The sequence below is a fragment of the Pseudomonas sp. HR96 genome, assembly GCF_034059295.1.
Lineage (GTDB): Bacteria > Pseudomonadota > Gammaproteobacteria > Pseudomonadales > Pseudomonadaceae > Aquipseudomonas.
This window is the reverse complement of sequence record NZ_CP139141.1, coordinates 854,240-880,567: the sequence shown is the minus strand read 5'-3', so window position 1 is coordinate 880,567 and position 26,328 is coordinate 854,240. Positions and strand designations below refer to the sequence as shown.

22 protein-coding genes, 1 other RNA gene and 2 pseudogenes are annotated in these 26,328 nt (G+C 59.9%); 10 read left to right on the top strand and 15 right to left on the bottom strand.

Annotated elements, in window-relative coordinates; all coding sequences use genetic code 11:
* Positions 1-48 precede the first annotated feature (48 nt).
* From greA to grpE, 7 genes are all read right to left on the bottom strand, one after another.
* Positions 49-525: a transcription elongation factor GreA gene (gene greA, locus SFA35_RS04155; RefSeq protein ID WP_320575488.1), complete on the bottom strand. Its 477-nt coding sequence runs from the start codon at positions 523-525 to the stop codon at positions 49-51.
* Positions 522-3,743, bottom strand: a complete 3,222-nt coding sequence (gene carB, locus SFA35_RS04150) for a carbamoyl-phosphate synthase large subunit (RefSeq protein ID WP_320575483.1) — start codon at positions 3,741-3,743, stop codon at positions 522-524. The genes greA and carB overlap by 4 nt, the downstream gene beginning before the upstream one ends.
* A 117-nt stretch (positions 3,744-3,860) precedes the next feature.
* The gene (carA, locus tag SFA35_RS04145; RefSeq protein WP_320575481.1) at positions 3,861-4,997 is read right to left on the bottom strand and encodes a glutamine-hydrolyzing carbamoyl-phosphate synthase small subunit; all 1,137 of its coding nucleotides are present in this window, start codon (positions 4,995-4,997) and stop codon (positions 3,861-3,863) included.
* 375 nt (positions 4,998-5,372) lie between these two features.
* Positions 5,373-6,176 carry a 4-hydroxy-tetrahydrodipicolinate reductase gene (dapB, locus tag SFA35_RS04140; RefSeq protein ID WP_320575479.1) on the bottom strand — a complete coding sequence of 268 codons (804 nt, stop codon included), beginning with the start codon at positions 6,174-6,176 and terminating at the stop codon, positions 5,373-5,375.
* A gap of 12 nt (positions 6,177-6,188) precedes the next feature.
* The gene (gene dnaJ / locus SFA35_RS04135) at positions 6,189-7,322 is read right to left on the bottom strand and encodes a molecular chaperone DnaJ (RefSeq protein ID WP_320575477.1); all 1,134 of its coding nucleotides are present in this window, start codon (positions 7,320-7,322) and stop codon (positions 6,189-6,191) included.
* 191 nt (positions 7,323-7,513) lie between these two features.
* Entirely contained in the window at positions 7,514-9,433 is a 1,920-nt protein-coding gene (gene dnaK, locus SFA35_RS04130; RefSeq protein WP_320575475.1) for a molecular chaperone DnaK, read from the bottom strand.
* Between the two features lie 142 nt (positions 9,434-9,575).
* Positions 9,576-10,139, bottom strand: a complete 564-nt coding sequence (grpE, locus tag SFA35_RS04125) for a nucleotide exchange factor GrpE (protein ID WP_320575472.1) — start codon at positions 10,137-10,139, stop codon at positions 9,576-9,578.
* Positions 10,140-10,359: 220 nt separating this feature from the next.
* On the opposite strand from grpE, the gene recN reads away from it, so the two are divergent.
* The gene (gene recN, locus SFA35_RS04120) at positions 10,360-12,033 is read left to right on the top strand and encodes a DNA repair protein RecN (RefSeq protein ID WP_320575470.1); all 1,674 of its coding nucleotides are present in this window, start codon (positions 10,360-10,362) and stop codon (positions 12,031-12,033) included.
* A gap of 212 nt (positions 12,034-12,245) precedes the next feature.
* Here the strand turns inward: recN and fur are convergent, their stop codons facing one another.
* On the bottom strand, positions 12,246-12,653 hold the full coding sequence (gene fur, locus SFA35_RS04115; RefSeq protein ID WP_320578833.1) for a ferric iron uptake transcriptional regulator: 408 nt from the start codon (positions 12,651-12,653) through the stop codon (positions 12,246-12,248).
* 98 nt (positions 12,654-12,751) lie between these two features.
* Here fur and SFA35_RS04110 point away from each other — a divergent pair, with 98 nt between their 5' ends.
* Positions 12,752-13,276: an outer membrane protein assembly factor BamE gene (locus SFA35_RS04110; protein ID WP_320575468.1), complete on the top strand. Its 525-nt coding sequence runs from the start codon at positions 12,752-12,754 to the stop codon at positions 13,274-13,276.
* A 92-nt stretch (positions 13,277-13,368) separates the two neighbouring features.
* Here SFA35_RS04110 and SFA35_RS04105 read toward each other — a convergent pair whose 3' ends face one another.
* On the bottom strand, positions 13,369-13,674 hold the full coding sequence (locus SFA35_RS04105) for an RnfH family protein (protein WP_320575466.1): 306 nt from the start codon (positions 13,672-13,674) through the stop codon (positions 13,369-13,371).
* On the bottom strand, positions 13,671-14,105 hold the full coding sequence (locus tag SFA35_RS04100) for a type II toxin-antitoxin system RatA family toxin (protein WP_320575464.1): 435 nt from the start codon (positions 14,103-14,105) through the stop codon (positions 13,671-13,673). The genes SFA35_RS04105 and SFA35_RS04100 overlap by 4 nt, the downstream gene beginning before the upstream one ends.
* A 161-nt stretch (positions 14,106-14,266) precedes the next feature.
* Here SFA35_RS04100 and smpB point away from each other — a divergent pair, with 161 nt between their 5' ends.
* The 6 genes and pseudogenes from smpB to SFA35_RS04070 all read left to right on the top strand — a co-directional run.
* A complete protein-coding gene (gene smpB / locus SFA35_RS04095) occupies positions 14,267-14,749 on the top strand; it encodes an SsrA-binding protein SmpB (RefSeq protein ID WP_320575462.1) in 483 nt (160 codons plus the stop codon).
* A gap of 189 nt (positions 14,750-14,938) precedes the next feature.
* The gene (locus SFA35_RS04090) at positions 14,939-17,758 is read left to right on the top strand and encodes an FAD-binding and (Fe-S)-binding domain-containing protein (RefSeq protein WP_320575460.1); all 2,820 of its coding nucleotides are present in this window, start codon (positions 14,939-14,941) and stop codon (positions 17,756-17,758) included.
* A 206-nt stretch (positions 17,759-17,964) separates the two neighbouring features.
* The gene (locus SFA35_RS04085; RefSeq protein WP_320575457.1) at positions 17,965-18,249 is read left to right on the top strand and encodes a hypothetical protein; all 285 of its coding nucleotides are present in this window, start codon (positions 17,965-17,967) and stop codon (positions 18,247-18,249) included.
* Positions 18,250-18,355: 106 nt separating this feature from the next.
* Positions 18,356-18,743, top strand: a transfer-messenger RNA (tmRNA) gene (ssrA, locus tag SFA35_RS04080).
* A 187-nt stretch (positions 18,744-18,930) separates the two neighbouring features.
* Positions 18,931-19,385: pseudogene (locus SFA35_RS04075) on the top strand (integrase arm-type DNA-binding domain-containing protein); the annotation flags it as partial.
* Positions 19,361-19,644, top strand: a pseudogene (locus tag SFA35_RS04070) (integrase); the annotation flags it as partial. The pseudogenes SFA35_RS04075 and SFA35_RS04070, both read left to right, overlap by 25 nt.
* 403 nt (positions 19,645-20,047) lie before the next feature.
* Here SFA35_RS04070 and SFA35_RS04065 read toward each other — a convergent pair.
* The 3 genes from SFA35_RS04065 to SFA35_RS04055 all read right to left on the bottom strand — a co-directional run bounded on the left by SFA35_RS04065 (position 20,048) and on the right by SFA35_RS04055 (position 22,528).
* Entirely contained in the window at positions 20,048-21,229 is a 1,182-nt protein-coding gene (locus SFA35_RS04065; RefSeq protein ID WP_320575456.1) for a hypothetical protein, read from the bottom strand.
* Between the two features lie 14 nt (positions 21,230-21,243).
* A complete protein-coding gene (locus SFA35_RS04060; RefSeq protein ID WP_320575453.1) occupies positions 21,244-21,495 on the bottom strand; it encodes a hypothetical protein in 252 nt (83 codons plus the stop codon).
* Positions 21,496-21,658: 163 nt separating this feature from the next.
* A complete protein-coding gene (locus SFA35_RS04055) occupies positions 21,659-22,528 on the bottom strand; it encodes a hypothetical protein (protein WP_320575451.1) in 870 nt (289 codons plus the stop codon).
* A gap of 508 nt (positions 22,529-23,036) precedes the next feature.
* Between SFA35_RS04055 and SFA35_RS04050 the strand changes: the two genes are divergently transcribed.
* Both SFA35_RS04050 and SFA35_RS04045 read left to right on the top strand, forming a co-directional pair.
* Positions 23,037-24,041 (top strand): hypothetical protein, encoded by a 1,005-nt coding sequence (locus SFA35_RS04050; protein WP_320575449.1) that lies wholly within the window; start codon positions 23,037-23,039, stop codon positions 24,039-24,041.
* Complete coding sequence (locus SFA35_RS04045) at positions 24,035-24,223, top strand: hypothetical protein (RefSeq protein ID WP_320575447.1); 189 nt, start codon at positions 24,035-24,037, stop codon at positions 24,221-24,223. The genes SFA35_RS04050 and SFA35_RS04045 overlap by 7 nt, the downstream gene beginning before the upstream one ends.
* A 14-nt stretch (positions 24,224-24,237) precedes the next feature.
* Here SFA35_RS04045 and SFA35_RS04040 read toward each other — a convergent pair whose 3' ends face one another.
* Both SFA35_RS04040 and SFA35_RS04035 read right to left on the bottom strand, forming a co-directional pair.
* Positions 24,238-24,681, bottom strand: coding sequence for a TIR domain-containing protein (locus SFA35_RS04040; protein WP_320575445.1), 444 nt, complete (start codon positions 24,679-24,681; stop codon positions 24,238-24,240).
* Positions 24,682-24,692: 11 nt separating this feature from the next.
* Positions 24,693-26,123: an SIR2 family protein gene (locus tag SFA35_RS04035; RefSeq protein WP_320575443.1), complete on the bottom strand. Its 1,431-nt coding sequence runs from the start codon at positions 26,121-26,123 to the stop codon at positions 24,693-24,695.
* Positions 26,124-26,328 lie beyond the last annotated feature (205 nt).

Here is a 26,328-nt window from a genome sequence, read left to right as displayed (position 1 = left end):
CTCTGTTGCACCGGGCACGCCCGGTGCAACAGAGGTTCAGGCGCTGCCTCAGATGTGCGCAACCTCGACGATCTCGTACTCGATCACGCCGCTCGGCGTCTTCACCACCACCACATCACCCTCTTCCTTGGCGATCAGCGCACGCGCGATGGGCGAACCCACCGACAGCTTGCCCTGCTTGATGTCGGCTTCATCCTCACCGACGATCTGATACTTCACGCGCTCGTCGGTCTCGACGTTGGCGATCTCCACCGTGGTGCCGAAAATCACCTTGCCAGTGTGCGGGATCGTGGTCACGTCGATGACCACGGCATTCTGCATGCGGCCCTCGATGTCACGGATACGCGCCTCGACCATACCCTGCTGCTCGCGGGCAGCATGGTATTCGGCGTTTTCCTTGAGGTCGCCGAGCTCGCGCGCGGTGCCGATGTCCTGGCTCAGCTTGGGGCGCACGACCTTGGTCAGGTGAGCGTGTTCTTCTTCCAGGGCGCGAGCGCCCTGGACGGTCATTGGGTACTTGATCATGCCTTGAGTCCTGCATGCAGATCCTGCAAGCGGCGCACGGTCTTTTCAGGGCCGAATTTCAACGCTTCGCAGATGGCCTCGCCCGCAGCAATGGTGGTGGTGCAGTAGATCTTGTGCTGCAGGGCGTTACGGCGGATGGAATAGGAATCAGCGATCGACTGACGGCCTTCGGTGGTGTTGATGATCAGCGTGACTTCGTCATTCTTGATCATGTCGACCACGTGCGGCCGGCCTTCGGTCACCTTGTTCACGCGGCGCACTTTCAGGCCCGCCGCTTCGATGATACGCGCAGTGCCAGCGGTGGCCACCACTTCGAAGCCGAGATCGATCAGGTCGCGGGCAACGCCGGCCACCAGCGGCTTGTCGTCGTCGCGTACGCTGATGAAGGCGGTGCCGCCAGTCGGCAGCACTTCGCTGGCGCCCATCTGGGCCTTGGCGAAGGCTTCGCCGAAGGTGTCGCCGACACCCATGACTTCACCGGTGGACTTCATCTCTGGGCCGAGGATCGGGTCGACGCCCGGGAACTTGGCGAATGGGAACACCGCTTCTTTCACACTGTAGAAGTTAGGAATGATTTCCTTGGTGAAGCCCAATTCTTTCAAGGTTTTGCCGGCCATGACGCGGGCGGCGATCATCGCCAGGGACACACCGATGCACTTGGACACGAACGGCACGGTCCGCGAGGCGCGCGGGTTGACTTCGATCACGTAGATCTTGTCGCCCTGCAGGGCCAGCTGCACGTTCATCAAGCCGATCACGCCCAGTTCGAGGGCCATCTTCTTGACCTGCTCGCGCACCTCGTCCTGCACGTGGGCAGGCAGCGAGTACGGCGGCAGCGAGCACGCGGAGTCACCGGAGTGCACGCCCGCCTGTTCGATGTGCTGCATGATCGCGCCGATGACCACGTCGGTGCCGTCGCACACCGCATCCACGTCCATCTCGATGGCGCAGTTGAGGAAGTGGTCGAGCAGCACCGGGCTGTCGTTGGACACCTGCACCGCTTCACGCAGGTAGCGCTTGAGCTCGTCCAGTTCGTAGACGATCTCCATGGCGCGGCCGCCCAGCACGTAGGACGGGCGCACCACCAGCGGGTAGCCGATGCTGCCGGCGGCGCGGATGGCTTCTTCTTCGCTGCGCACGGTGGCGTTCGGCGGCTGCAGCAGGTTCAGGCGCTCGACCATCTGCTGGAAACGCTCGCGGTCTTCGGCGCGGTCGATGGAGTCCGGGCTGGTGCCGATGATCGGCACGCCGGCTTCTTCCAGGGCGCGAGCCAGTTTCAGCGGGGTCTGGCCGCCGTACTGGACGATCACGCCCTTGGGCTTCTCGACGCGCACCACTTCCAGCACGTCTTCCAGGGTCAGCGGCTCGAAGTACAGGCGATCGGAGGTGTCGTAGTCGGTGGACACGGTCTCCGGGTTGCAGTTGACCATGATGGTCTCGTAGCCATCTTCACGCAGCGCCAGCGCCGCGTGCACGCAGCAGTAGTCGAACTCGATGCCCTGGCCGATACGGTTCGGGCCGCCACCGAGGATCATGATCTTGTCGCGGGTCGACGGGTTGGCCTCGCACTCTTCCTCGTACGTGGAGTACAGGTAGGCGGTGTCGGTGGCGAACTCGGCGGCGCAGGTGTCGACGCGCTTGTACACCGGGAACACTTCGAGCTTGTGGCGATGACGGCGCAGGTTCTTGTCAGTGATGCCCAGCAGCTTGGCCAGGCGCTGGTCAGAGAAACCCTTGCGCTTGAGGCGGAACATCAAGTCCTTGTCGATATCGGCCAGACCCAGGGTCTTGACCTTCTCTTCGTCCTTGATCAGGTCTTCCATCTGCACCAGGAACCAGCGGTCGATCATGGTCAGGTTGAAGATGTCGTCCACGCTCATGCCGGCGCGCATGGCGTCGGCCACGTACCAGATGCGCTCGGCGCCCGGCACGGTCAGTTCACGCTTGAGGATGCTGTGGAAATCGGGGTTGCTCGGCTCGACTTTCGGGTCCAGGCCCGAGACGCCCACTTCCAGGCCGCGCAGGGCTTTCTGCAGGGACTCCTGGAAGGTCCGGCCGATGGCCATGACTTCACCCACGGATTTCATCTGGGTGGTCAGGCGCGCATCGGCTTTCGGGAATTTCTCGAAGGCGAAACGGGGCAGCTTGGTGACCACGTAGTCGATCGACGGCTCGAAGGACGCCGGGGTCTTGCCGCCGGTGATGTCGTTCTGCAGTTCGTCGAGGGTGTAACCCACGGCCAGCTTGGCCGCGACCTTGGCGATCGGGAAGCCGGTGGCCTTGGAAGCCAGCGCCGAGGAACGCGATACCCGCGGGTTCATCTCGATGACGACCATGCGGCCGGTGTCCGGGCAGATGCCGAACTGCACGTTGGAGCCGCCGGTTTCCACGCCGATCTCGCGCAGTACCGCCAGCGAGGCGTTGCGCAGGATCTGGTATTCCTTGTCGGTCAGGGTCTGCGCCGGGGCAACGGTGATCGAGTCACCGGTGTGCACGCCCATCGGGTCGAAGTTCTCGATCGAGCAGACGATGATGCAGTTGTCCTTTTTGTCGCGGACCACTTCCATCTCGTACTCTTTCCAGCCGATCAGCGATTCGTCGATCAACAGTTCCTTGGTTGGCGACAGGTCCAGACCACGGGCGCAGATCTCTTCGAACTCTTCACGGTTGTAGGCGATGCCGCCGCCGGTGCCGCCCATGGTGAACGAAGGACGAATGATGCACGGGAAGCCGAGCTTCTCCAGCACCGCGTTGGCTTCTTCCATGCTGTGGGCGATGCCCGAGCGTGGGCAGGCCAGGCCGATGGACTTCATGGCCTTGTCAAAGCGCGAACGGTCTTCGGCCTTGTCGATGGTGTCGGCGTTGGCGCCGATCATTTCCACGCCGAATTTTTCCAGCACGCCTTCGCGTTCCAGGTCCAGGGCGCAGTTCAGTGCGGTCTGGCCACCCATGGTCGGCAGCAGGGCGTCTGGGCGCTCCTTCTCGATGATCTTGGCCACGGTCTGCCATTTGATCGGTTCGATGTAGGTGGCGTCGGCCATGGCCGGGTCGGTCATGATGGTCGCCGGGTTGGAGTTGACCAGAATGACGCGGTAACCCTCTTCGCGCAGGGCCTTGCAGGCCTGGGCGCCGGAGTAGTCGAATTCGCAGGCCTGGCCGATGACGATCGGGCCGGCGCCAAGAATCAGGATGCTTTTAAGGTCTGTACGTTTTGGCATGAGTTGTCTCGAATCCGCAGGTCAGTCGGCAAGCCGCTGAACGTTCACAGGCGGCGCTGGCAGGCTCGCTCCGGAGATCCGGGGCCTGGCCAGCGCGCATTACAGTCGCAGCGTCAATCAGCGGCGCTTGGCCATCGAAGCGATGAACCGGTCGAACAAAGGCGCTACGTCGTTCGGGCCTGGGCTGGCTTCCGGGTGACCCTGGAAGCTGAAGGCGTCCTTGTCGGTCAGCTCGATGCCCTGCAGGGTGCCGTCGAACAGCGATTTGTGGATGGCGCGCACGTTGCTCGGCAAGGTCGCTTCGTCCACCGCAAAACCGTGGTTCTGGCTGGTGATCATCACCACACCGGTGTCCAGGTCTTGTACCGGGTGGTTGGCACCGTGATGACCATGGCCCATTTTCACGGTCTTGGCGCCGGCAGCCAGGGCCAGCAGCTGGTGACCCAGGCAGATGCCGAACACCGGAATCTCGGTCTCGAGGATTTCCTGAATGGCCTTGATAGCGTAGTCGCACGGCTCGGGGTCGCCCGGGCCGTTGGACAGGAACACGCCATCGGGGTTGAGTGCCAGCACGTCGGCCGCCGAGGTTTGCGCCGGCACCACGGTGATGCGGCAACCGCGCTCGACCAGCATGCGCAGGATGTTCAGCTTGACGCCGTAGTCGAAGGCGACCACGTGATGCGGCAGGTCAGCTTCGTCGAGGTCGGCGTGGCTGTCGGTTTTCAGGTCCCAGACACTGGAGCGCCACTGGTAGGTCTCCTTGCAGCTGACTTCCTTGGCCAGGTCCATGCCCTTGAGGCCAGGGAAGCCCTGGGCGGCGGCGATGGCGGCGGCTTCGGAGATGTTCTCGCCGGCCATGATGCAGCCATTCTGGGCGCCCTTCTCGCGCAGGATGCGGGTCAGGCGACGGGTGTCGATGCCGGCGATGGCGACGACGTTGTTGGCCTTCAGGTAATCGGACAGCGACATTGTGTTACGCCAGTTACTGGCGACCAGCGGCAGATCGCGAATCACCAGGCCCGCCGACCAGACGCAGTCGGATTCGGCGTCTTCCGGCGTGGTGCCGGTGTTGCCGATGTGCGGGTAGGTCAGGGTGACGATCTGTTGGGCGTAGGAAGGATCGGTGAGGATTTCCTGATAGCCGGTCATTGCAGTGTTGAACACCACCTCACCAACGGTTTGACCGTCGGCTCCGATGGCCTCACCGCGGAAAATGCTGCCGTCGGCAAGGGCGAGTATGGCTGGCGTAGTCAAGAAGACCTCCGGTAGAAAAAACCTGAAAGGGCGATCGCAGGTTGTAAAAAAGCGGAATGACGTATAGACCGTCACCCCGCTTCTTCTTTGATCATCTGCGCGCTTTTAGTGGACACACTAAAGCTGTAGCTTACAGAAAAACCCTGTTTTGGTCTACCGGTAATGGGGCGAGAAATTGGGGGGATGCGACAGATTGCTGGTGGGACTGTGATGCAGTGCCTGTTGTAGGAGGGGGCAAAGCACCCGAGAGGCCGAAGGCCGGCTTGATCTTTTCATGAACAAAATCTAACCGGCCTTCGGCCTCTCGGGGCTGCGCCCCTCCCACAACAGCAGCCTCAACTGCAGGTCCAACCGCAGCGTTACGGCTGGTCTGGATCAATGCAGATCCAGCACATCCTGCATGTCGTACAGGCCAGGCTGGCGCCCGTCCAGCCACAGCGCGGCACGTACCGCGCCCTTGGCGAAGGTCATGCGGCTGGACGCCTTGTGGGTGATTTCCACGCGCTCGCCTTCGGCGGCGAACAACACGGTGTGATCGCCCACCACATCGCCACCGCGCACGGTGGCGAAACCGATGGTCTCGCGCTGGCGCGCACCGGTCTGGCCTTCGCGGCCATACACCGCCACTTCCTGCAGGTCTCGCCCCAGCGCCTTGGCCACCACTTCACCCATGCGCAGCGCGGTGCCCGAAGGTGCATCCACCTTGTGCCGGTGATGCGCTTCGATGATCTCGATGTCGGCATCGTCACCCAGCACCCGCGCCGCAGTGTCGAGCAGCTTCAGGCAGAGGTTGACGCCAACGCTGAAGTTGGCGGCGAAGACGATGGGGATGTCCTTGCCGGCTTCGGCCAGGCGCAGCTTCTCGTCGGCAGTGAAGCCGGTGGTGCCGATGATCATTGCCTTGCCCGCCTTGCGGCAGAAGGCCAGGTTTTTCAGCGTCACCGACGGGTGGGTGAAATCGATCAGCACGTCGAACTCGTCGACCACCCGATCCAGGTCACCGGAGAGCGGTACGCCGATGCGGCCAATGCCAGCCAACTCGCCGGCATCAGCGCCCACCAGACTGCTTTCGGCGCGGTGCACCGCAGCGGTCAGCCCGGCGCCCGGGGCCATCTGCACGGCCTCGATCAGCGCCTTGCCCATACGCCCGGCGGCGCCCATCACAGCTATACGTCGCATGTTCGATCCTTCTTACAAATCGCCAAAGAAGCGCTTCACACCATCGAACCAGCCGGTGGCCTTGGGTGAGTGCGAGCTGTCGCCTTCCAGCGATGCGCGCAGTTCTTCGAGCAATTCGCGCTGGCGCTTGCCCAGGTTGACCGGGGTTTCCACCGCCACCCGGCACAACAGGTCGCCGGCGCCACCGCCGCGCACCGGAGCCACGCCCTTGCCGCGCAGGCGGAACTGCTTGCCGGTCTGAGTGCCTTCCGGAATGCGCAGCTTGACCCGGCCATCGAGGGTCGGCACGTCGAGCTCACCGCCCAGCGCCGCATCGGTGAAGCTGATCGGCACGTCGCAGTACAGATGCTTGCCGTCACGCTGAAAGATGTCGTGGTCGCGCACGTTGATCACCACGTACAGGTCGCCGGTCGGGCCACCCTGGGTGCCCGCCTCGCCTTCGCCCGACAGGCGAATGCGATCGCCGGTGTCGACGCCCGCAGGCACCTTGACCGACAGCGTCTTGAACTCTTCGACACGACCTTCGCCATGGCACGAGTCGCACGGGTCGGAGATGATCTTGCCCTGGCCATGGCAGCGCGGGCAGGTCTGCTGCACGGAGAAAAAGCCCTGCTGCATGCGCACCTGGCCGATGCCGCCGCAGGTCGGGCACGTCACGGGCGCGGAGCCTTTCTTTGCGCCGCTGCCATCGCACGGTTTGCAATTGACCAGCGTCGGCACGCGAATGCTGACGGTGGTGCCGCGCACGGCTTCTTCCAGGCTCAGCTCCAGGGTGTAGCGCAGGTCGCTGCCGCGCTGTGCTCCGCCGCGGCCGCCACGGCCCTGGCCGCCACCGAAGAAATCGCTGAACACGTCGCCGAAGATATCGGAGAAGTTGGCGCCACCGGCACCGCCGAAACCACCGCCGCCACCCATGCTCGGGTCGACGCCGGCATGGCCGTACTGGTCATAGGACGCCCGCTTGCTGGCGTCGGAAAGAACCTCGTAGGCCTCGTTGGCCTCCTTGAATTTCTCTTCCGAGGCCTTGTCGTCCGGGTTGCGGTCCGGGTGATATTTCATTGCGAGGCGGCGATAAGCCTTCTTCAGATCGCCTTCACTGGAGCCACGCTCCACCCCCAACACCTCGTAATAGTCACGCTTTGCCATATGTCTTCGTACTCTTCAGGGAGCCAGTACGCCTGGGCGCCAGAGGCCGTACTACCAACAGGCCACGGAGGCCTGTTGTAACAAAAAATTCGTGGGTTCCAGATACGCCAACGCGGGAGCTAGGCTCCCGCGCGGCGACATCCTACCAGCCGCGCCCCATCAGGGGTTAGCTGGCCGACCAACAAGCGCGATTACTTGTGGTCTTTGACTTCTTCGAACTCGGCGTCGACCACGTCGTCATGCTTGGCCGGCTCTTCGGTGTGCTGGGCACCGGCAGCGCCGTCAGGCTGAGGCTGGTCGGCATACATCTTCTGCGCAACCGGGGCCGACAGACGCGACAGCTCTTCGACCTTGGAGTCGATGGCAGCCTTGTCGTCGCCTTTGACAGCGGCTTCCAGGGCAACCACAGCCGCTTCGATCGCGGTTTTCTCTTCGGCAGTGACCTTGTCACCAGCGTCGACGATCATCTTGCGAGTCGAGTGCACCAGCGCATCACCCTGGTTGCGGGCAGCGGCCAGTTCTTCGAACTTGCGGTCTTCGTCGGCGTTGCTTTCAGCGTCGCGAATCATCTGCTGAATTTCTTCCTCGGACAGACCCGAGTTAGCCTGGACGGTGATCTTCTGCTCTTTGCCGGTGGCCTTATCCTTCGCCTGTACGGTGAGGATACCGTTGGCGTCGATGTCGAAGGTCACTTCGATCTGCGGCACGCCGCGGCCTGCTGGCGGAATACCCGTCAGGTCGAACTTGCCCAGCGACTTGTTCTGCGAAGCCTGCTTGCGCTCGCCCTGCAGCACGTGGATGGTCACCGCGCTCTGGTTGTCGTCGGCAGTCGAGAAGGTCTGCGATTTCTTGGTCGGAATCGTGGTGTTCTTCTCGATCAGGTTGGTCATCACGCCACCCATGGTCTCGATACCCAGGGTCAGCGGGCTGACGTCCAGCAGCAGTACGTCTTTCACGTCACCGGCCAGTACGGCGCCCTGGATGGCAGCACCCATGGCAACGGCTTCGTCGGGGTTGACGTCTTTACGCGCTTCTTTACCGAAGAATTCGGTAACAGCTTTCTGCACCAGCGGCATGCGGGTCTGACCACCGACCAGGATCACGTCGTTGATCGCGCCGATGTCGATGCCCGAGTCTTTCAGGGCGATGCGGCAAGGCTCGATGGTGCGCTTGACCAGGTCTTCGACCAGCGATTCCAGCTTGGCGCGCGAGATCTTCACGTTCAAGTGTTTCGGGCCAGTGGCGTCTGCAGTGATGTACGGCAGATTGACGTCGGTCTGCAGGCTCGAGGACAGCTCGATCTTGGCCTTCTCAGCAGCTTCCTTCAGGCGCTGCATGGCCAGCGGGTCACCCTTGAGGTTCATGCCGCTTTCTTTCTTGAACTCCTCGACGAGGTAGTCGATCAGGCGGATGTCGAAGTCTTCACCACCGAGGAAGGTATCGCCGTTGGTGGCCAACACTTCGAACTGGTGCTCGCCATCGACTTCGGCGATTTCGATCACCGAAACGTCGAAGGTACCGCCACCCAGGTCATAAACGATGACAGTGTGGTCGCCCTTGGCCTTGTCCATACCGTAAGCCAGCGCAGCTGCGGTCGGCTCGTTGATGATGCGCTTGACGTCCAGGCCAGCGATACGACCGGCGTCCTTGGTGGCCTGGCGCTGGCTGTCGTTGAAGTAGGCCGGGACGGTGATGACCGCTTCGGTCACAGCTTCGCCCAGGTAGTCCTCGGCGGTCTTCTTCATCTTCTTGAGGATTTCGGCCGAGATCTGTGGCGGCGACATCTTCTGGTTGTTGACTTCAACCCAGGCGTCGTTGTTGTCGGCCTTGACGATCTTGTAAGGGACCATCTGAATGTCTTTCTGTACGACTTGTTCGTCGAAGCGGCGGCCGATCAGGCGCTTTACCGCGTACAGGGTGTTGTGCGGGTTGGTCACGGCCTGACGCTTGGCCGACTGGCCGACGAGGATTTCACCGTCGTTGGCGTATGCAATGATCGATGGAGTGGTACGCGCGCCTTCGGCGTTTTCCAGCACCTTGACACTGCCGTTCTCGAGGATGGAGACGCACGAGTTGGTGGTCCCCAGGTCGATACCGATAATCTTGCCCATGTTAACTCTCCCGAAACTGGTTTTTTGCAAATCTGATTTGGTTGCCGCGGCTGTGCTGACTAAAACCGCGGTAGCACTTAAACGCTTGACATCTAAATGGGGGCCTGGAGTTTTATTTCAAGGCCGCCCCTGCGAATTTTGCTCAGGCCTTTTCGTCGATCGACGGCGCGGACGGTGCCGGCGCCTTGCTGACCACGACCATGGCCGGGCGCAACAGGCGGCCATTGAGCGAGTAGCCCTTCTGGAACACTTTCAACACGCTGTTGGGCTCGACGTCGGCGCTTTCCTGCATGGCCATCGCCTGGTGGTGCTCGGCGTTGAACGGCGCGCCGTGTGGGTCAAGGGCTTCGAGGTTGTAGCGCTTGAGGGTGTCGTGGAACATCTTCAAGGTCAGCTCGATGCCTTCGCGCATCGGGCGGATGCTCACGTCGTCCGGGTTCGACAGCTCCAGGCCGCGCTCCAGGCTGTCGACGATCGGCAGCAGGTCGCCGGCAAATTTCTCGAGGGCGAATTTGTGCGCCTTCTCGACGTCCTGCTCGGCACGGCGACGGACGTTCTGCAGGTCGGCAGCCACTCGCAATGCCTGATCCTGCGCGCCTGCCAATTGCTCTTCGAGCAACTGCACACGGGCGCCAAGGTCTTCACCACCGGCTTCGCCTGCGGTGGCTTCGGTGTTCTGTTCGTCCAGCTTCTGTTCGTCAGCCATGGTTTTCTCCTCGATCGTTGGCGAGCACGACTCGCGCTTGTGCCGGGTATATGGGGCCGCAATTTTGCGGTTCAAGGGTAAAGACACTCTTGGCTGCGTCTTAATACCTTGATGCAATCAAATTTTTGCCCGGCGGCCGACGGCGACCGATGAGAGGCATTGTCAGGCCCGCAAAAAACACTGTATAAATAACCAGACCTCAAGCCTGGGAGCCGCCTCCATGTTGGTGCACCTGTCCGTACACAACTACGCCATCGTCGAACACCTTGACCTCGAACTCGAGCGCGGGATGAGCGTGATCACCGGTGAAACCGGCGCCGGCAAGTCGATCATGCTCGACGCCCTGGGCCTGACCCTGGGTGACCGCGCCGACAGCGGCGTAGTGCGCCCGGGTGCCGACAAGGCCGACATTCTTGCCACCTTCGACCTGGTCGACATTCCCGAGGCGAGCACCTGGCTGGCCGAGCGCGACCTGGCCAACGATGGCCCGTGCATCCTGCGCCGGGTGATCACCGCCGAAGGCCGCTCGCGTGGCTACATCAACGGCACGCCCTGCCCGCTCGGCGACCTCAAGGCCCTGGGCGAGCTGCTGATCGACATCCACAGCCAGCACGAACACCAGTCGCTGCTGAAAACCGACACCCACCGCCGTCTGCTCGACGAATACGCCGGCGCCACCGACCTGGCACGCCAGGTGTACCTGGCCGCACAAAAGTGGCGCCAGACCCGCACCGAGCTCGACCGCCTGGCCAACTCCAGCGACGAACAACGCGCGCGCCATCAACTGCTCAGCTACCAGCTCGAAGAGCTCGACAACCTCGGCCTCGGCGAAAACGAGCTGGAGCAATTGGAGCAGGAACACAAGAACCTGACCAATGCCGAGGCCTTGTTCGGCATCTGCCGCCAGGTCATCGAGCACTGCAGCGAAAGCGACTCGGGCAACGTGCTCAGCGCCCTGACCACCAGTCTCAACCGCCTGGGCGCCGTGAGCAACGCGCCGCATGCCCTGGGTGAGGCCGCCAACCTGATCGCCAGCGCGCAGATCCAGGTAGAGGAAGCCGTGGGCGAGCTCAATCGCTTCCTCGACAACTTCGACGCTGACCCCGCGCGCCTGCAACAGCTGGAAGAACGCCTCGACACTATCTACACCCTGGCGCGCAAGCACCGGGTACACCCCACCGAATTGCCGGCACTGCAGCAACGCCTGATGGATGAAATCGAAGGGCTCAACGCCAACGACGAATCGGTCGAGCAACTGGGTGAAGAGCTGGCTGCCTATGCGCGTCATTACCAGCAGCGCGCCGCCGAACTGAGCGGCCTGCGGACCAAAGCCGCCGAGCAACTGGCCGAAGCCGTGCAACAGGAGATCCAGCGCCTGGGCATGCCGGGCGGGCGTTTCACCATCGAGTTGAAGGCCAACGCCAACGACGACCTGCAACCGCACGGCCTGGAGCAGGTCGAGCTGCTGGTCAGCGCCAACCCCGGGCAACCCCTCAAACCCCTGGCCAAGGTCGCTTCGGGTGGCGAACTGTCGCGTATCAGCCTGGCCATCCAGGTCATCACCGCACAGACCTCGCGAGTACCGACCCTGGTGTTCGACGAAGTCGACGTCGGCATCGGCGGCCCTACGGCGGAAATCGTTGGCCAACTGCTGCGCCGCCTCGGCGAACGCGGCCAGGTGCTGACCGTCACCCATTTGCCACAAGTGGCCGCCCAGGGTCACCACCACCTGTTCGTGCACAAGGCCCGCGACAGCGAAGAAACCCGCACCGCCGTGTCCAGCCTGAGCAAAGCTGAACGGGTAGAAGAAGTCGCACGCATGCTCGGCGGCATCGACCTGACCAAGGAATCCCTGGCCCATGCCAAGAAGATGGTAGTGACCGCGAAGGGTTGATCGCGCGCAATGCCGCGTCGCTGCCGGCTACGCCACCTGTGGGGCATCCCGGTCCAGTGTAGGAGCCGGCGCAGCTGGCAACAGGATCACCTCGGTGACCGGATGTTGCGAGCCTTGCACTGCGCCGCCCCCCCTCGCTCTCAGCCTCCATCTGCACCACCCACAAAAAAGGCGACCCTCAAGGTCGCCTTTTTTGTCAGCTGATGTGTAGATCAGCTCTTCTTCTTGCGCACATACAGCACCAGATTGTGGTCGACCAGCTCGAAGCCATGCTCGATCACGATCTCCTTCTGACGACGCTCGATCTCGCTATCGAAGAACTCGATAACCTCGCCGGAATCCACGTTGACCATGTGGTCGTGGTGGCCCCCGTCGGACAGTTCGAATACGGCATGACCGCCGTCGAAGTTGTGCCGTACGACCAGATTGCATGCCTCGAACTGTGTCAGTACACGGTAAACCGTGGCCAGACCGACGTCCTCGCCTGCTTCCATCAGGGCCTTGTAGACGTCCTCGGCACTCATGTGACGTTGCTCTGCAGAGTCCAGCATTTGCAGGATCTTGACTCGCGGCAGGGTAACCTTGAGGCCCGCTTTACGTAATTCGCTATTTTCAACCATGGTCAGCTTTCTCGCCGATGCTGCTTCGCAGCTTCTCTTAATGCGGGTATGATCGGGGTTTACGTTGTCCCAGCCAAGATAGTGGAAGTCGCCCACCGATGCAAAACACCAAGCACTTGCTAACCAGCCTCACCATCGTGGGACTGCTCGCACTCGCCGGTTGTTCATTCCCCGGGGTTTACAAAATCGACATCCAGCAGGGCAATGTCGTCACGCAGGACATGATAGACCAGTTACGGCCAGGAATGACCCGTCGGCAAGTACGGTTTATCATGGGCAATCCTCTGATCGTCGATACATTCCACGCCGATCGCTGGGATTACCTGTACACCCTGCAACCGGGTGGCGGCACTCGCCAGCAGGAGCGCATGAGCATCTTCTTCAACGGCAACGACCAACTGGTCAGCTTGTCGGGTGATTTCAAACCAGGCGTCAGCCGCGACCAGGCCATCCTGGGCAAGGACTCCGACACCAACGTGGCCCAGCCGCCTCAGGGTGAAGCACCGAAGAAAGAAGCGCCGCCCAAGCCCGGCTCGCTGCTCGACCAGATCCAGAAAGACGTCGACGGCGTGCAGACCGTACCGGTGCCGACCGTCCCGCCGCTGGACACCGCGCCGCAGTAAAATCGCCGCGAAAAAAAAAGCCCGACATGTTCGGGTTTTTTTATGTCTCAACATTGCGTGCAAACGGGCCAGGCCAGTGGGTGAAGGTTTACTCAGCCGCCGGCCTTGGCCCGATCCCGCGCCGCCTTGGCTGCCCGCAACCGGCGAATCTCCTTTGGGTCCGCCAGCAACGGGCGATAGATCTCGATCCGTTCGCCAGCCTGCACCACCCGCTCGGCCGGCTGATCGACCACCTTGCCGAAAATCCCTACCGGCATGGCCGCCAGGTCCAGCTCAGGCCACTGCTGCACCACTGCCTCCAGGCGCAGCACCTGGGCCACGCTGGACCCCGCCGGCACCTTCAAGGCCAGCAGCGTCTGCTGCTGCGCCAAGGCATACACCACCTCGATGTCGATCATCCGTGCAGCTGCTTGGCACGCTGGCAGAAGGCATCGACCAGGGTGTTGGCCGCCTGATTGAACAACGGCCCCAGCGTGGCGCGCACGATCGGCCCGGCGTAGTCGAAGGCCAGGTCCAGGCTGATCTTGCAGGCCTTTTCACCCAGCGGCTTGAACACCCAGATGCCATGCAGCTGGCTGAACGGCCCCTCTTCCAGATTCATCTCGATCAAGCGGCCCGGCACCAGCTGGTTGCGCGTGACGAAGTGCTGGCTGATCCCGCCCTTGGCCACGTCCAGCTTGGCGCGCATCAGCTCGTCGTTGGCTTCGAGCACCGTGGTACCGGAGCACCACGGCAGGAATTCCGGGTAGCGCGCCACATCGTTGACCAGGTCGTACAGCGCCTGAGCCGGGTATGGCAGCAACGCCGAACGTTGAATATGAGTCGTCATGCAGTTCCCCTGGGCGCCGGTTGCGTCGGTACTGCATATCGACGGCAAGCGGGCGCGGGTGATCAAAAAAGTTGGCGCATTGTCCGGGATTCATCGAAGCGTCTCAAGCATGCAGCAAGCCCATAGCCGACGAGCCGTCGACTGCATATAATGCCGCCCCTATGGCTAAACAAAAGAAACACCCAACAGGGACCATCGCGCAGAACAAGAAAGCGCGACACGATTACTTCATCGAACACCGTTTCGAAGCTGGTCTGGTCCTGGCCGGCTGGGAAGTAAAAAGTCTGCGGGCCGGCAAGGCGCAGTTGATCGACAGTTACGTCCTGCTCAAGGATGGCGAAGCCTGGCTGCTGGGTAGCCACATCGCCCCGTTGACCACGGCCAGCACTCACGTCATCGCCGATCCGGTACGCACCCGCAAGCTGCTGTTGAACAAGCGCGAGCTGGAAAAACTGTTCACCAACGTGCAACAGAAAGGCTACGCCTGCGTCGCCTTGTCGCTGTACTGGAGCAAGCACTTGATCAAGTGCGAAATCGCTCTGGGCAAAGGCAAGAAGGAATACGACAAGCGCGATACCCAGCGCGAACGCGATTCCGACCGCGAGCTGCAGCGCGCCGTGCGCACCAAGGGCAAGGAAGACTGAGGCCTCGGCCCCAGCTGATTTCCCCCTTCAGCACTTCCCGACCTCGGGAGGTGTTCGCCTGCCCGCCATACAGGCCAAGCGCGACCGGCAACGCTGGCGCCCAGCCAGACACTCGTCAACAATGACCGCAGCATAAAAAGGCTCGCGCACTCCCCGCGCGCCAGAGCCGACGCTGCGGAGATTGGCCTGATGAGTTTGCCGTCGACATTCCTGAGCTCCATCGAACAGCTGATCCCTGCCGCCCGCCGCTTCAGCGACCCGACCTCGTTGCTGGCCTTCGGCACCGACGCCAGCTTCTACCGGCTGATCCCGCAACAGGTGCTGCGGGTCGAATCCGAAGCCGAAGTCATCGGCGTGCTGCAACTGGCCCACCGCGAAGGCGTGCCCGTAACCTTCCGCGCCGCCGGCACCAGCCTGTCCGGCCAGGCCATCAGCGACTCGGTGCTGCTGGTACTGGGCGAGCACTGGAACGGCCGCGACATCCGCGAGCACGGCCTGCAGATTCGCCTGCAACCGGGTGTAATCGGCGCCCAGGCCAACGCCTGGCTCGCCCCGTACGGGCGCAAGATCGGCCCCGACCCGGCCTCCATCAACGCCTGCAAGATCGGCGGCATCGTCGCCAACAACGCCAGCGGCATGTGCTGCGGCACCGCGCAGAACACCTATCACACCCTGGCCGGCATGCGCCTGATCCTCGCCGATGGCAGCTGCGTCGACAGCGAAGACCCCGCCAGCGTCGCCGCCTTTGGCCACAGCCACGGCGAGCTGCTCGGCGCGCTCCAACAACTCGCTGAACAGACCCGCGCCAATCCCGAACTCGCCGAACGCATCCGCCACAAGTACCGCCTGAAAAACACCACCGGCCTGTCGCTCAACGCCCTGGTCGACCACGACGACCCGCTGCAAATCCTCATGCACCTGATGGTTGGCTCCGAAGGCACGCTGGGCTTCATCAGCGCCGTCACCTACGACACCGTCATCGACCACCCCTGCAAAGCCACCGCGCTGATCGTCTTCCCCGACGTGCACACCTGCTGCAACGCCGTCACCGTGCTCAAGCAGCAACCGGTGGCCGCCGTCGAACTGCTCGACCGCCGCAGCCTGCGCTCGGTGCAAGACAAACCCGGCATGCCGCCCTTCGTCCGCGACCTGCCCGACGCCGCCTGCGCCCTGCTCATCGAAACCCGCGCCGGCGCGCGCGCCGAAGTGCTCGACCAGGTCGGCCAGATCCAGACCGCCCTCGCCCCCTTCGCCGTGCTCGAACAGATCGACTTCACCGAAGACCCGCTGGAAAACGCCCGCCTCTGGGCCATCCGCAAAGACACCTTCCCCGCCGTCGGCGCCGTGCGCGAGACCGGCACCACGGTGATCATCGAAGACGTCACCTTCCCCGTCGAACAGCTGGCCGCCGGCGTTACCGGCCTCATCGCCCTGTTCGAAAAACACCACTACAACGAAGCCATCCTGTTCGGCCACGCCCTGGAGGGCAACCTGCACTTCGTCTTCACCCAGGGCTTCAACAACCCGGCAGAGATCCAGCGCTACCAGGCCTTCATGGACGACGTCGCGCACCTGGTGGCCGTACAATTCGGCGGTTCGCTCAAGGCCGAACACGGCACCGGCCGCAACATGGCGCCCTTCGTCGAACTGGAATGGGGCCGCGACGCCTACCAACTGATGTGGCAAATCAAACGCCTGCTCGACCCCAAAGGCATCCTCAACCCCAATGTCGTGCTTAGCGAAGACCCGCACATCCACCTGAAAAACCTCAAGCCGCTGCCCGCCGCCGACCCCATCGTCGACAAATGCATCGAGTGCGGCTTCTGCGAACCGGTGTGCCCGTCCCGCGGCCTGACCCTCACCCCACGCCAGCGCATCGTGCTCTGGCGCGACATCCAGGCGCGGCAACGCGCCGGCGAAAACACCGACGCCCAGCGCCGCGACTTCCAGTACCAGGGCATCGACACCTGCGCCGCCACCGGCCTGTGCGCCCAGCGCTGCCCGGTGGGCATCAACACCGGTGAGCTGATCAAACAACTGCGCGCCGAAAACGCCACCCACCCGCGCGCAGCCAACTGGCTGGCCGACCACTTCAGCACAGCCCTGCAAGGCGCCCGCTTCACCCTGCACGCCGCCAACGGCGCGCGCATGCTGCTCGGCGCCCCGCGCCTCACGGCACTCTCCGCCCGCCTGCAAGAGGCCAGCCGTGGGCAGATCCCGCAGTGGACCTCGGCCATGCCGCAAGCCGAACAGGCCATCCGCGTCAAACCCGCCCTGCTGGACCAGCGCCCGCGAGTCGTCTACCTGCCCGCCTGCGTCTCCCGCGTGATGGGCCCCGCCGCCAGCGACCCCGAACAGATGTCCCTGCGCGACAAAACCACCCAACTGCTGGAAAAAGCCGGCTACCAGGTCATCTTCCCGGCCACCCTCGACAACCTCTGCTGCGGCCAACCCTTCGCCTCGAAAGGCTACCCCGAGCCGGCCGAACGCAAACGCCAAACCCTGCTCGACGCCCTGCTCAGCGCCAGCCGTGGCGGCCTCGACCCCATCTACTGCGACACCAGCCCCTGCACCCTGCGCCTGCTGCAACAGCCCGCCGACCCACGCCTGAGCCTCTACGACCCGGTGCGCTTCATCCGCAGCCACCTGCTCGAGCGCCTGGACTTCACCCCCCAGGCCGACCCCATCGCCGTGCACGTCACCTGCAGCACCCAGCACTTGGGCGAAGGCCAGGCCCTCATCGACCTGGCCCGCCGCTGCAGCCACAACGTCGTGATCCCCGAGGGCATTCACTGCTGCGGCTTCGCCGGCGACAAAGGCTTTACCACCCCCGAACTGAACGCTCACGCCCTGCGCCACCTCAAACAGGATGTGCAGGGCTGCCACGAGGGCATCAGCACCAGCCGCACCTGCGAAATCGGCCTGTCGCACCACAGCGGCATCGACTACCACAGCCTGGTTTACCTGGTAGACCGAGTCACCACCGCCAAGCGCCCAACTGCGCAATAAACCCGCAGTTTTCGCCCCTGTTTGGTGCAAACTGCCGCTTGTTGGCCGAAAAACAGCTTTTCGTGGCCCGCCATGAAGAAAAAATAGAACCCTCGTCAAACGTTAGAGTCCGTTTATTTAGGCCCTGAACAAAAGGGCTATTAACCACCTCGGAAGGTTTGCCTTTTTCGGCGGATTCCGAGCCATCTAGCTCGAGGAGATACCCCATGAAGCGCACCATGATTTCTGGACTGTTCATCACCGCCGCCCTGCTGGCATCCCCTGTTTTCGCAGCCGAAGACCTCTGCGGCGCCAACCTGCAGACCCTCAAGGACGCCCAGGTGTCGACCAACACCAACCTGAGCGCCGAACAGAAAAAAGGCCTGTCGAAAACCTGGAACCAGGCCAACAAGGCCCACAAAGCTGGCGACGACAAGAAATGCATCGCCATCACCAGCCAGGCCATCAACGACCTGAAAACCACCGGCTCCAGCTCCGACGGCGCCAAGTAATTCAAGCGGCCAGGCCAGCCCCATCGCTGGCCGGTTTGCTTGCACAGCCGCCCTCGGGTACACTGTGCGGCCTGACTGCTTCGGCAGGCAGGCAAGAGCTGCAAGCGGGGCCGATTAGGATTCGACGCCGGTAACGAAACTCTAGGGGCATGCCGAGTTGGTAACAGAACTCGTAAATCCACTGTTGCAAAACTCTATAATTGCCAATGATGACAATTACGGTGCCCAACTAGCTGCGTAAGCAGCCTAGTCGCACTTCTGGTAGCTTCGGCTCCAGCAATCGTTAGGGGATGTCTGTAAACCCGAAGCGATTGTCATATAGAACAGAATCGTCGCCTAGTACGTTGTGGACGAAGCGCCTAAAACTTACACAACTCGCCTGAAGCACCCTGCCCGTCGGGCGGCCGAGGGTTAACTTAGTAGACACGGCTAAGCATGTAGAACCGACAGCGGAGTACTGGCGGACGGGGGTTCAAATCCCCCCGGCTCCACCAAATGATCAAAGGAAGACGTCCATGGGCGTCTTTTTTTGTGCCTGAGATCCAGTAAATACGCGGCCTCCAGCGCTTTTGCGGTCTTTCAAGAGTTTTTGAGTTCCAGCCATTCGGGTATTCCAGGCGGTATTCCAGCTCACCCGGTGCTAATCTTTGGAATACCGAATCAGTGCTTGAGGACAATCTCATGCCTGCTCAAAACCTCCGCCTCTCCGATCGACAACTCAAGGGAGCCAAACCCGCGTCCAAGGATTACGTCCTCACGGACGGCGACGGTTTGCAACTCCGCGTACGCAGCAACGGCTCGTTGCTGTGGAATTTCAACTACCGCGAACCGGTGACCAAGAAGCGCATCAACATCGGCTTCGGGACCTATCCCGAACTGTCACTGGCGAACGCACGAAAGATGGCAGTCGAGGTCCGCGAGCTGCTTGCCCTGGAAACGATCCTAAGGTGCAGCGCAATACGCTGAATGAAGCCAAACGGACGGAAACCGAACACACCTTCGAGAACGTGGCCACCGCCTAGTTCGAGCCCAAGAAAGTCTCGGTGACCCCGGCCTATGCCGAAGACATCTGGCGCTCGCTCGTGCTGCACGTATCACCGACCATGAAGAAAACCCCTCTGCGCCATGTGAGAGCTATAACGCGTTTGTACAGCGAGTCGCCGGGCCGGCAAGAGACGTTCTGCATGCTCACGATCTCAAAGGGTTTCATGAGCTGAGGGCGGCGTTTGCGTGTGAGCGCTTCGAGCAGATCACTCAGCACCAGGTGCCTGTTAAAGGTGGGAGTGCTATGCGATACATCGGCGCCTTGATCGTGAGGCTCGCATGCAGATCAGTCGAGACCTGGGGCATAGGCGGATTGACGTAGTCGCTGCCTACATTGGGGGGCGGATATGACCAAGGGGCTTGATATGGAGGTGTTTGGGTGGCGTGCTGGCTGGGTCGCATGCGACTCGGCAACGGCATTTACGGCAGGCGAAGGTTATCCAAGCTGCTATAGCTAAGCGATGGCACCGAGAAAATCCATGGGCGTGGCAGCGGAAGCATTTGGAGTGGTGTCTCGCGCATCACTTAAAGCAACGTAGCGAAGACACGCGATATTACTACCTACTCACTGTCAGATTGATCGCTCGACTCCTAAAGGCGTCATGGGTTTTCGGACTTTAAACTGAGTCTTCCTCTACGAAGCAGGGTGCTCTCGCGCCAAAACGGACGCTCGCGGAGGGCAGCAATCGGCCATCAGCGGTCATCCAACCTCTACAAAAGTAGGGCAATCCAAGTGGAGTGTTGATGGTTCGACTTAGCGTCCCAGGAGCTTAAAGCGATCCGCGGTTTTCTTGTCTACAGGCAGTGCCTCAACGAGACCATGATCTACAGTAGGGCTAATCAAGAGCGCGTTTCTCCGCGCTTGATCTCGACCTTCCTGTAATTGTTCCGGCGTACAAATAAATACTGGCAGTACCCCCGACCAGTTACCTACTCCCTCAAGCTCCGCATCCACATGAATAGAAAGATATTGTTCGGTAAGCTCAAAGGTCGGAGTGCTAACGCTATTGACGCGATTGACCCAGGCAAGCGGTGCCACTTTCTTGTTAGCAGCTCTGGAATTCCGGGGGACAAACGAAAGGCGGATGATATCCATCATAATGAGCCTGCTAAGCCAATCGGAGCCTACATACCTTTCGTGATAATCAGAGATAAAGCTGCCGCTCTGAAGGTCCGTAAACCACGTGCCGTGAGCCATACCCAGCACGTTGCCAAATACCGACTCCATCGCGTCCACACCACCGAGCATCCTACCGGTCTCTGTGCACATGGTTTTGGTTGTCATTGCATTGCGACGGTCTGTGGCCACTTGGATTTGGACGGTGACCTCGTACCCTAACTCAGTTCGCTCAATAGCAGGCGGTTGGGAAAGCAGCCCGCCATAGCCAAGTTCATTTGAAAGGACGTATCGATCCTCATCTGGCCATTTGCTGAAATCCACGCTCATAGCCCACAGCTCCCGGATGTTGCCTTCCAGGAAGTGAGATATTCGGAATCGGTATCCGTCCGGACCGAACCGTAATACCGCCCCTAGCGCGATTAGACTCGGGCCGATAGCAATGATGTCATCGCGACTCACTTCACCTTGCCCCTGAAGGCGCCTTGATGCCTCATGGCTGAGCTTCAGCTCATGAAGGTTTTGAGTTGAGAATCTGGCTTCGTCCCTGTCGATGAGAACGCTACAGCTAGCGCACAGCCAAATCCCATTATCGATTGATCCGCGTTGCTCAGGAGTCATTGAGTGGTCGTAACGGCGCGCGCCAGGACCAGGCGCGGCGGCTGCAATGTGAGCAGCAACGCCAATCATGGTCACAGCGTTTGAAGCCTCGTCGCTTGGCCCTACCGTCGAGACCTTGCACAAGGAGCATTCATAGCTTGCCCGTAGGGCGAGGACGCTCTTAGTTTTTTTTGAAAAATTGTCACGTGAGGAAGTCATCTGTGAAATCCAAACTAGTAGGCCCCATCAGGAGCAGAGCGATTATCGCTGGCAAAACGCATGATTGCTACTCGGGCCTCCATATCTGAAAGACCGTATTCGTTAGCTCGGATTGCAATGGCTGGAAGGCTGGTCGATTTCTCATGCGTTTCAGCAGGCATTAGGACGAATTTTTTGCCATCGAATGAGACGGCCTGTCTCTTGGTTGGCCAGAAGGTCCGCGTCTCAATCGCTCCGACAATCCACTTGCCTACCTGCGCGATCATGCGCTCGGCTTCTTCGAATGGGTCTTGTAGTAGTTCTATTGCGCTCACCGACTGAGTGCTGAATTCAGCGTAAAGGCCAAGACAAATCTCATTTTTGATGCGGGCTGGCTCGATGGTGGGCTGAAGCCCACCCTACGGTACCAAGCAGCCCCACTGAATATCTTCACGGCCGGGGGCCCGGCCAAACATCCTGCTCCAACTGGAGCGCAAGGTCCCGGGTGCTAACTCGTCTCAGCGCGGAGGCGGCGATGAACTGGACGCCTAGAGCAAGGTCGATGACTTCCAGTCGAGTGAGACCTGCCCCTTGATAACGGGTATTCACGTAGTCCGGCAGTTTCTTCGCAATCACGAGGAGGTGTTGGTCATCTCGATGCGGACATTCGGCAATCAAGCGGTTGGCCAGAACCTCGTGTTTGTGCCCCAGGCCGCGACGATCCTTCTCTGATACACCGAGGTGCTTTAGGGTGCCTTTGATTGCCAGCTCCGCTGTTAGGCAGATCGGTTGAATGATGGAGCTGGAGTTGTAGGTGTTGACCAAAGTATTGGCCACGTCCTCCAGATTGGAGGCGGCCTGCCCCCACAAGGTAAGGGTCTCCTTGTCCACCTGATGTTGCAGATCGTCGATGCTGTAAACCAGGTCGAACGCGTCCGCCCAGGCAAAACAGGATCTGGCCGCAATCATGCGGTCCCCTCTGCACCAACGACTCCAGACTTCATGGTTGTCGAAGCCCAGCCCTTGATGAGGGGTCATCGCGAACTGACCGTACCCCACAGCTATCGTAATCTTCTTTACCTGATCGACGGCTGCCGCCAGGCCAGTGCCCATCCCGGGCCAGGAGTAGTTGACCTCGGGTACCAGCCTGGCGTAGGCGTGGGAGATGTCCTCAATGGCGGGGTTCTGGTGAAGGCCGAGAACAAACTGATCCTTGAGCAGGTCCACCGCAGCCCGAAATGGCCGGGCATGGAAGGGGACGCCTTCCTGCGCGTAGCGGTGGTCGAGCTGCAAAATGTCTTCATCTGTGAAGCTTGTCATGGCGTCCTCTCATTCCCAAAGCCGGAGTGGGTATTAGAGAGGCTCGACATCGATTTATAAAGCCTTTACGGCAGCGCTACTTTGGTGCAGGCGATGAACCGGAGCAGGCAGTTCAACGTCACACTCGAACTTGACCTTCACGTAGCGATTCGGTGCATCCAGCCAATTGCACAAGAACCCGCAGCCCTTGCCAGCTCTGATAGATGTAGTCTCAGCGGGGATCGCTGTGTTCTTCATGTTCTCAGTCATCGTTCGCGGTCTTCGTGGCTACACGTTCGGGACAGTGAATATCGATTTGGGGGCGGAAGATGCCTTAGGCCAACGGCAGCTAGTGGCCGAAAGTGGTCAGTCGGGACAAGCTCCCAAGTGGTCGAATCGGAATTGATTCTCTTTTTATCAAAAATAATTAGGATTGAATCCATCCCCACGCCTCTAGGCGTTCCATCAAGCGATACAGTCGAGGCTCTAGGTCGCTATCATATGGAATCATCCTAGTACCGAGAGACCCATGCCCTCCGAAAACCGCTTTCCTCAAAGTGTCATCACGACACTCGCCAAGCGATCTGCGAACATCTGTACCAATCCTAGCTGCGGAGCAATCACGAGTGGGCCGGCTGATCGCCCGGAAGGGTCGATAAATTTAGGTGAAGCCGCTCACATCTACGGAGCTAACCTAGGTTCTGCCCGATACGCGGAGGCGATGCTTTCTGCCGAGCGAAGGGCGATCACCAACGCCATCTGGTTGTGCGGCAACTGCCACAAAATGATAGACGACGACCCCGATCAGTACCCCGCAGGATTGCTATTCGAGTGGAGGCAAGAACACGAACAAGCCATCAGTGAGAAAATGGGGAAAACCAGCGCTGCGATCAAACATCGGTATGAGCGTCGTCACCTGGAAGCTTTCGGTAAGCTGAGCTATGTAGCAGAACGCTTGATTATCGACAAGGATAGTTTCTGGGAGTATCTGCTCACTGCCGAAGCTTTAAAGACCGAGATCACGCCAATTGCGAGGCGTTGGAAGGCGCTAAATGGCGGCCTCTACGCGAAGCCAATCACCCGGCTGGAGCGAGCAGAGAGTTTTGAATGGCTCAGTGACAGGATGCAGGAAATTCTGCTTTATGTGCAGGCCTTCATGAACCTCACCAACGGCGAACTACAGTTGGCATGGGGAGAACCTGGAGTTTCCGGCAACGACTTCGATATTGTTTCGGCATGCAGGCTTTACGGTGAGGTCTGCCGGGGGGCTCTGCTTTGGGAGGAACAGATTCATTTTACCAGGGTTGATGAAGACTTCGTGGAAGTTCGCGATTTATTCCTGGGGACCGCAGGGCATCTGATAAATCAGGTGATGGAAATACAGAGGTTTCTAGCCGAAACGTTTGCTGCTGAGCCTACTTCGGGTACTTACGCGTTGACCTTGACTATTGAACTGCCCGATGGATGGGCTGAAAAGGCAGAGGCCGCCTTGACCAGAGCAGCAGAGAGTTTCTCAGCATCTAGAACTTGCTGACCTTGGTAGGAGCCTATAATTTATCGAGCAAGCTTATCGATGCGCCCCTTGGTTCGAGCCGTGAAGGCATCGATATCGCTTATAGTCGAGACAGACAAAGCTTTGTAACCGTTGATTTTAAAGCCAAGATACATCAAGAATTCCTTGGTGATGTAGGAAGGCGCTGGATCAGCGCCTACTGAATGGGTTTGATAGGTCAGGGTTTGCCTGCTGCCTTGGCTGCACTCTCAACCCACGCTCCAAGATTGTCGCGTCCATGACCGTTGTTCCACAGGTAATGGTTATAACCTTGAACTCGCAAGCTGCAGCAGTCTGTTGTCTCTCCATCGAGGTTCGCGATCTTGCTGATGTCTATAGTCAAAATGCCGTTACCGCGCGCGATGCTTTGGGCGACCTCATACTTGACCCATTTGCTTTTATCGGTATTAGCCCCTACGAGCACAACCGTAACGGTCGTACCGGAAAGCTGGCCATCGATCCAGGCCTTGATCGCCGCGTCCCCTTTACGCTGAACCTCTTCAAAATCTGCCTTGTCGATGAAGCCATATTTCGTATCAGCAGCGATCACATTGCTGTTTCGCACATTCATGGCACGTTGAACATCGTCATATTTGAAGCTGAAGAAAACTTTTCTCGCCATTGGTATCGTCCTTAAATGAGAGGCAGTAGTGTGAGGATGACCTCTTGGGCGCGATTCAGCGTGGTGGCCTCATCGCCCAGCTCATCCAACAGGGGTGTAATCTTCTTTCCATGCTCATACTTTGATTCGTCGTACCCCTGGATCACCTCCTTCCACAGCTCTGCAGATATGGAACCGGTGATGCCAATAGGAATTACGAATATGCCGTTCGCTACAGCAATGTCGAACTCTTCGCGCATTCCATTAGATAGTACTAGCTCGCCGTCTTTGAGCTTGTTGCCAAACAGGAAAATAGCGATACCCGCGTGGGCAAGCATGTTGTGACGATACTCTGTCCAGAGTTCGTTGAGAGGCTTCTGCCCAGATTGACTCTGGGGGAACGGGCGCAAGATCAACTGATCGCTATCCAGGCGCCCACCGTTCATGATGGTCTGCTCCAGCACACCGGTGATGACTGCACTCCCGATGCCCAGGCCAAAGCCTGAAATGACACGGTATTGCTTCGCGCTAATGGCCTTGCTCAGATTATAAACAAATTGCTCCGACTCCGCCTCCGTCCAAGGAGAGTAGTCATGAGCTGCTCCTGAGATGAAGATGGTCTTCTTCTTGTGGCGATGCTCGATCGCCTTTAGGATGTCAGTGATCTCAGAGAACAGATCGACGTAGATCACCTTGATCCCGACGCGCAGCAGCTCACCTTTGAAGAGCTCTTCCTTACGCTGACGGTACTCGAAGTCTGCTTGGCCTTCCCGTGGTTCCTTGCTTGCTTTACGAAGGATGCAATAATGCTGTCGTTGATCTTGCGCGAACTGAATCCTCACACGGCTGAGAATGTACTCAAGGTTGGGGTCCGAGAAACTAAAGCCTAAAAACAAGAATGTCTTAGCGATCAGGTCACCGCTGAGCGCGGTAATGAAGGGCTGCATCTTGACGTGATAGCGCTCGTAGTCATCACGAATCAAGACCGCGTCCGAAGCGTGCTCGACGTCACCGTGCATCTTATAGACAACGGCATCGCGCTTAGGCCGAGTGGTGGCAAGCTGCTTGGTCGTATATTTTATGTCCGCTACTTTCTCATTGTTTTGCAGAGCGGTCTCAATTAGGCGATCGTAGTTTGTTGTCCAGTACGTCTGGATCGGAAGCCTTGCCAATATGGCGTGGTTTTCAGTAGGTGCCACGTTTGCGGAGAACTCAGTGACCAGAAGCTGATTAAGCTTCGCTCGATTAGTCAGGTTTACGTTCGCATGGTACTGCGCCAGCGTCACCAGATCCCACTCCCTTTCCACGTCAAGTTCAAGGTCATCCGCAATCGGCTTAAGCAACGACTTCCAATCGACAAAACCTGCTGCCCTTGAAAACCCTGCACCAGCAAATATCGCCAGATTCCCTTCGGCCAACTCCTTCGATAGGTTGTCGATAAGACGTAATTGTTCTCTATTCATGCCGTAATCACTTTATCGGTGTAAAGAAAATTTCAGATGGCTTACCCAGTATCCCTTGTCTTGGAGCTCTTATAGAGCTAAACCGCCGGCCGACGGGGTATCAATGGTGCTGTACAGTTTTAAATATTCATTACCTCGATAATGATCATAACTGTCTATGGTAGGGGCTATGGCAATGCGGTTGAGCTGCTTTTTTCCATCCGCG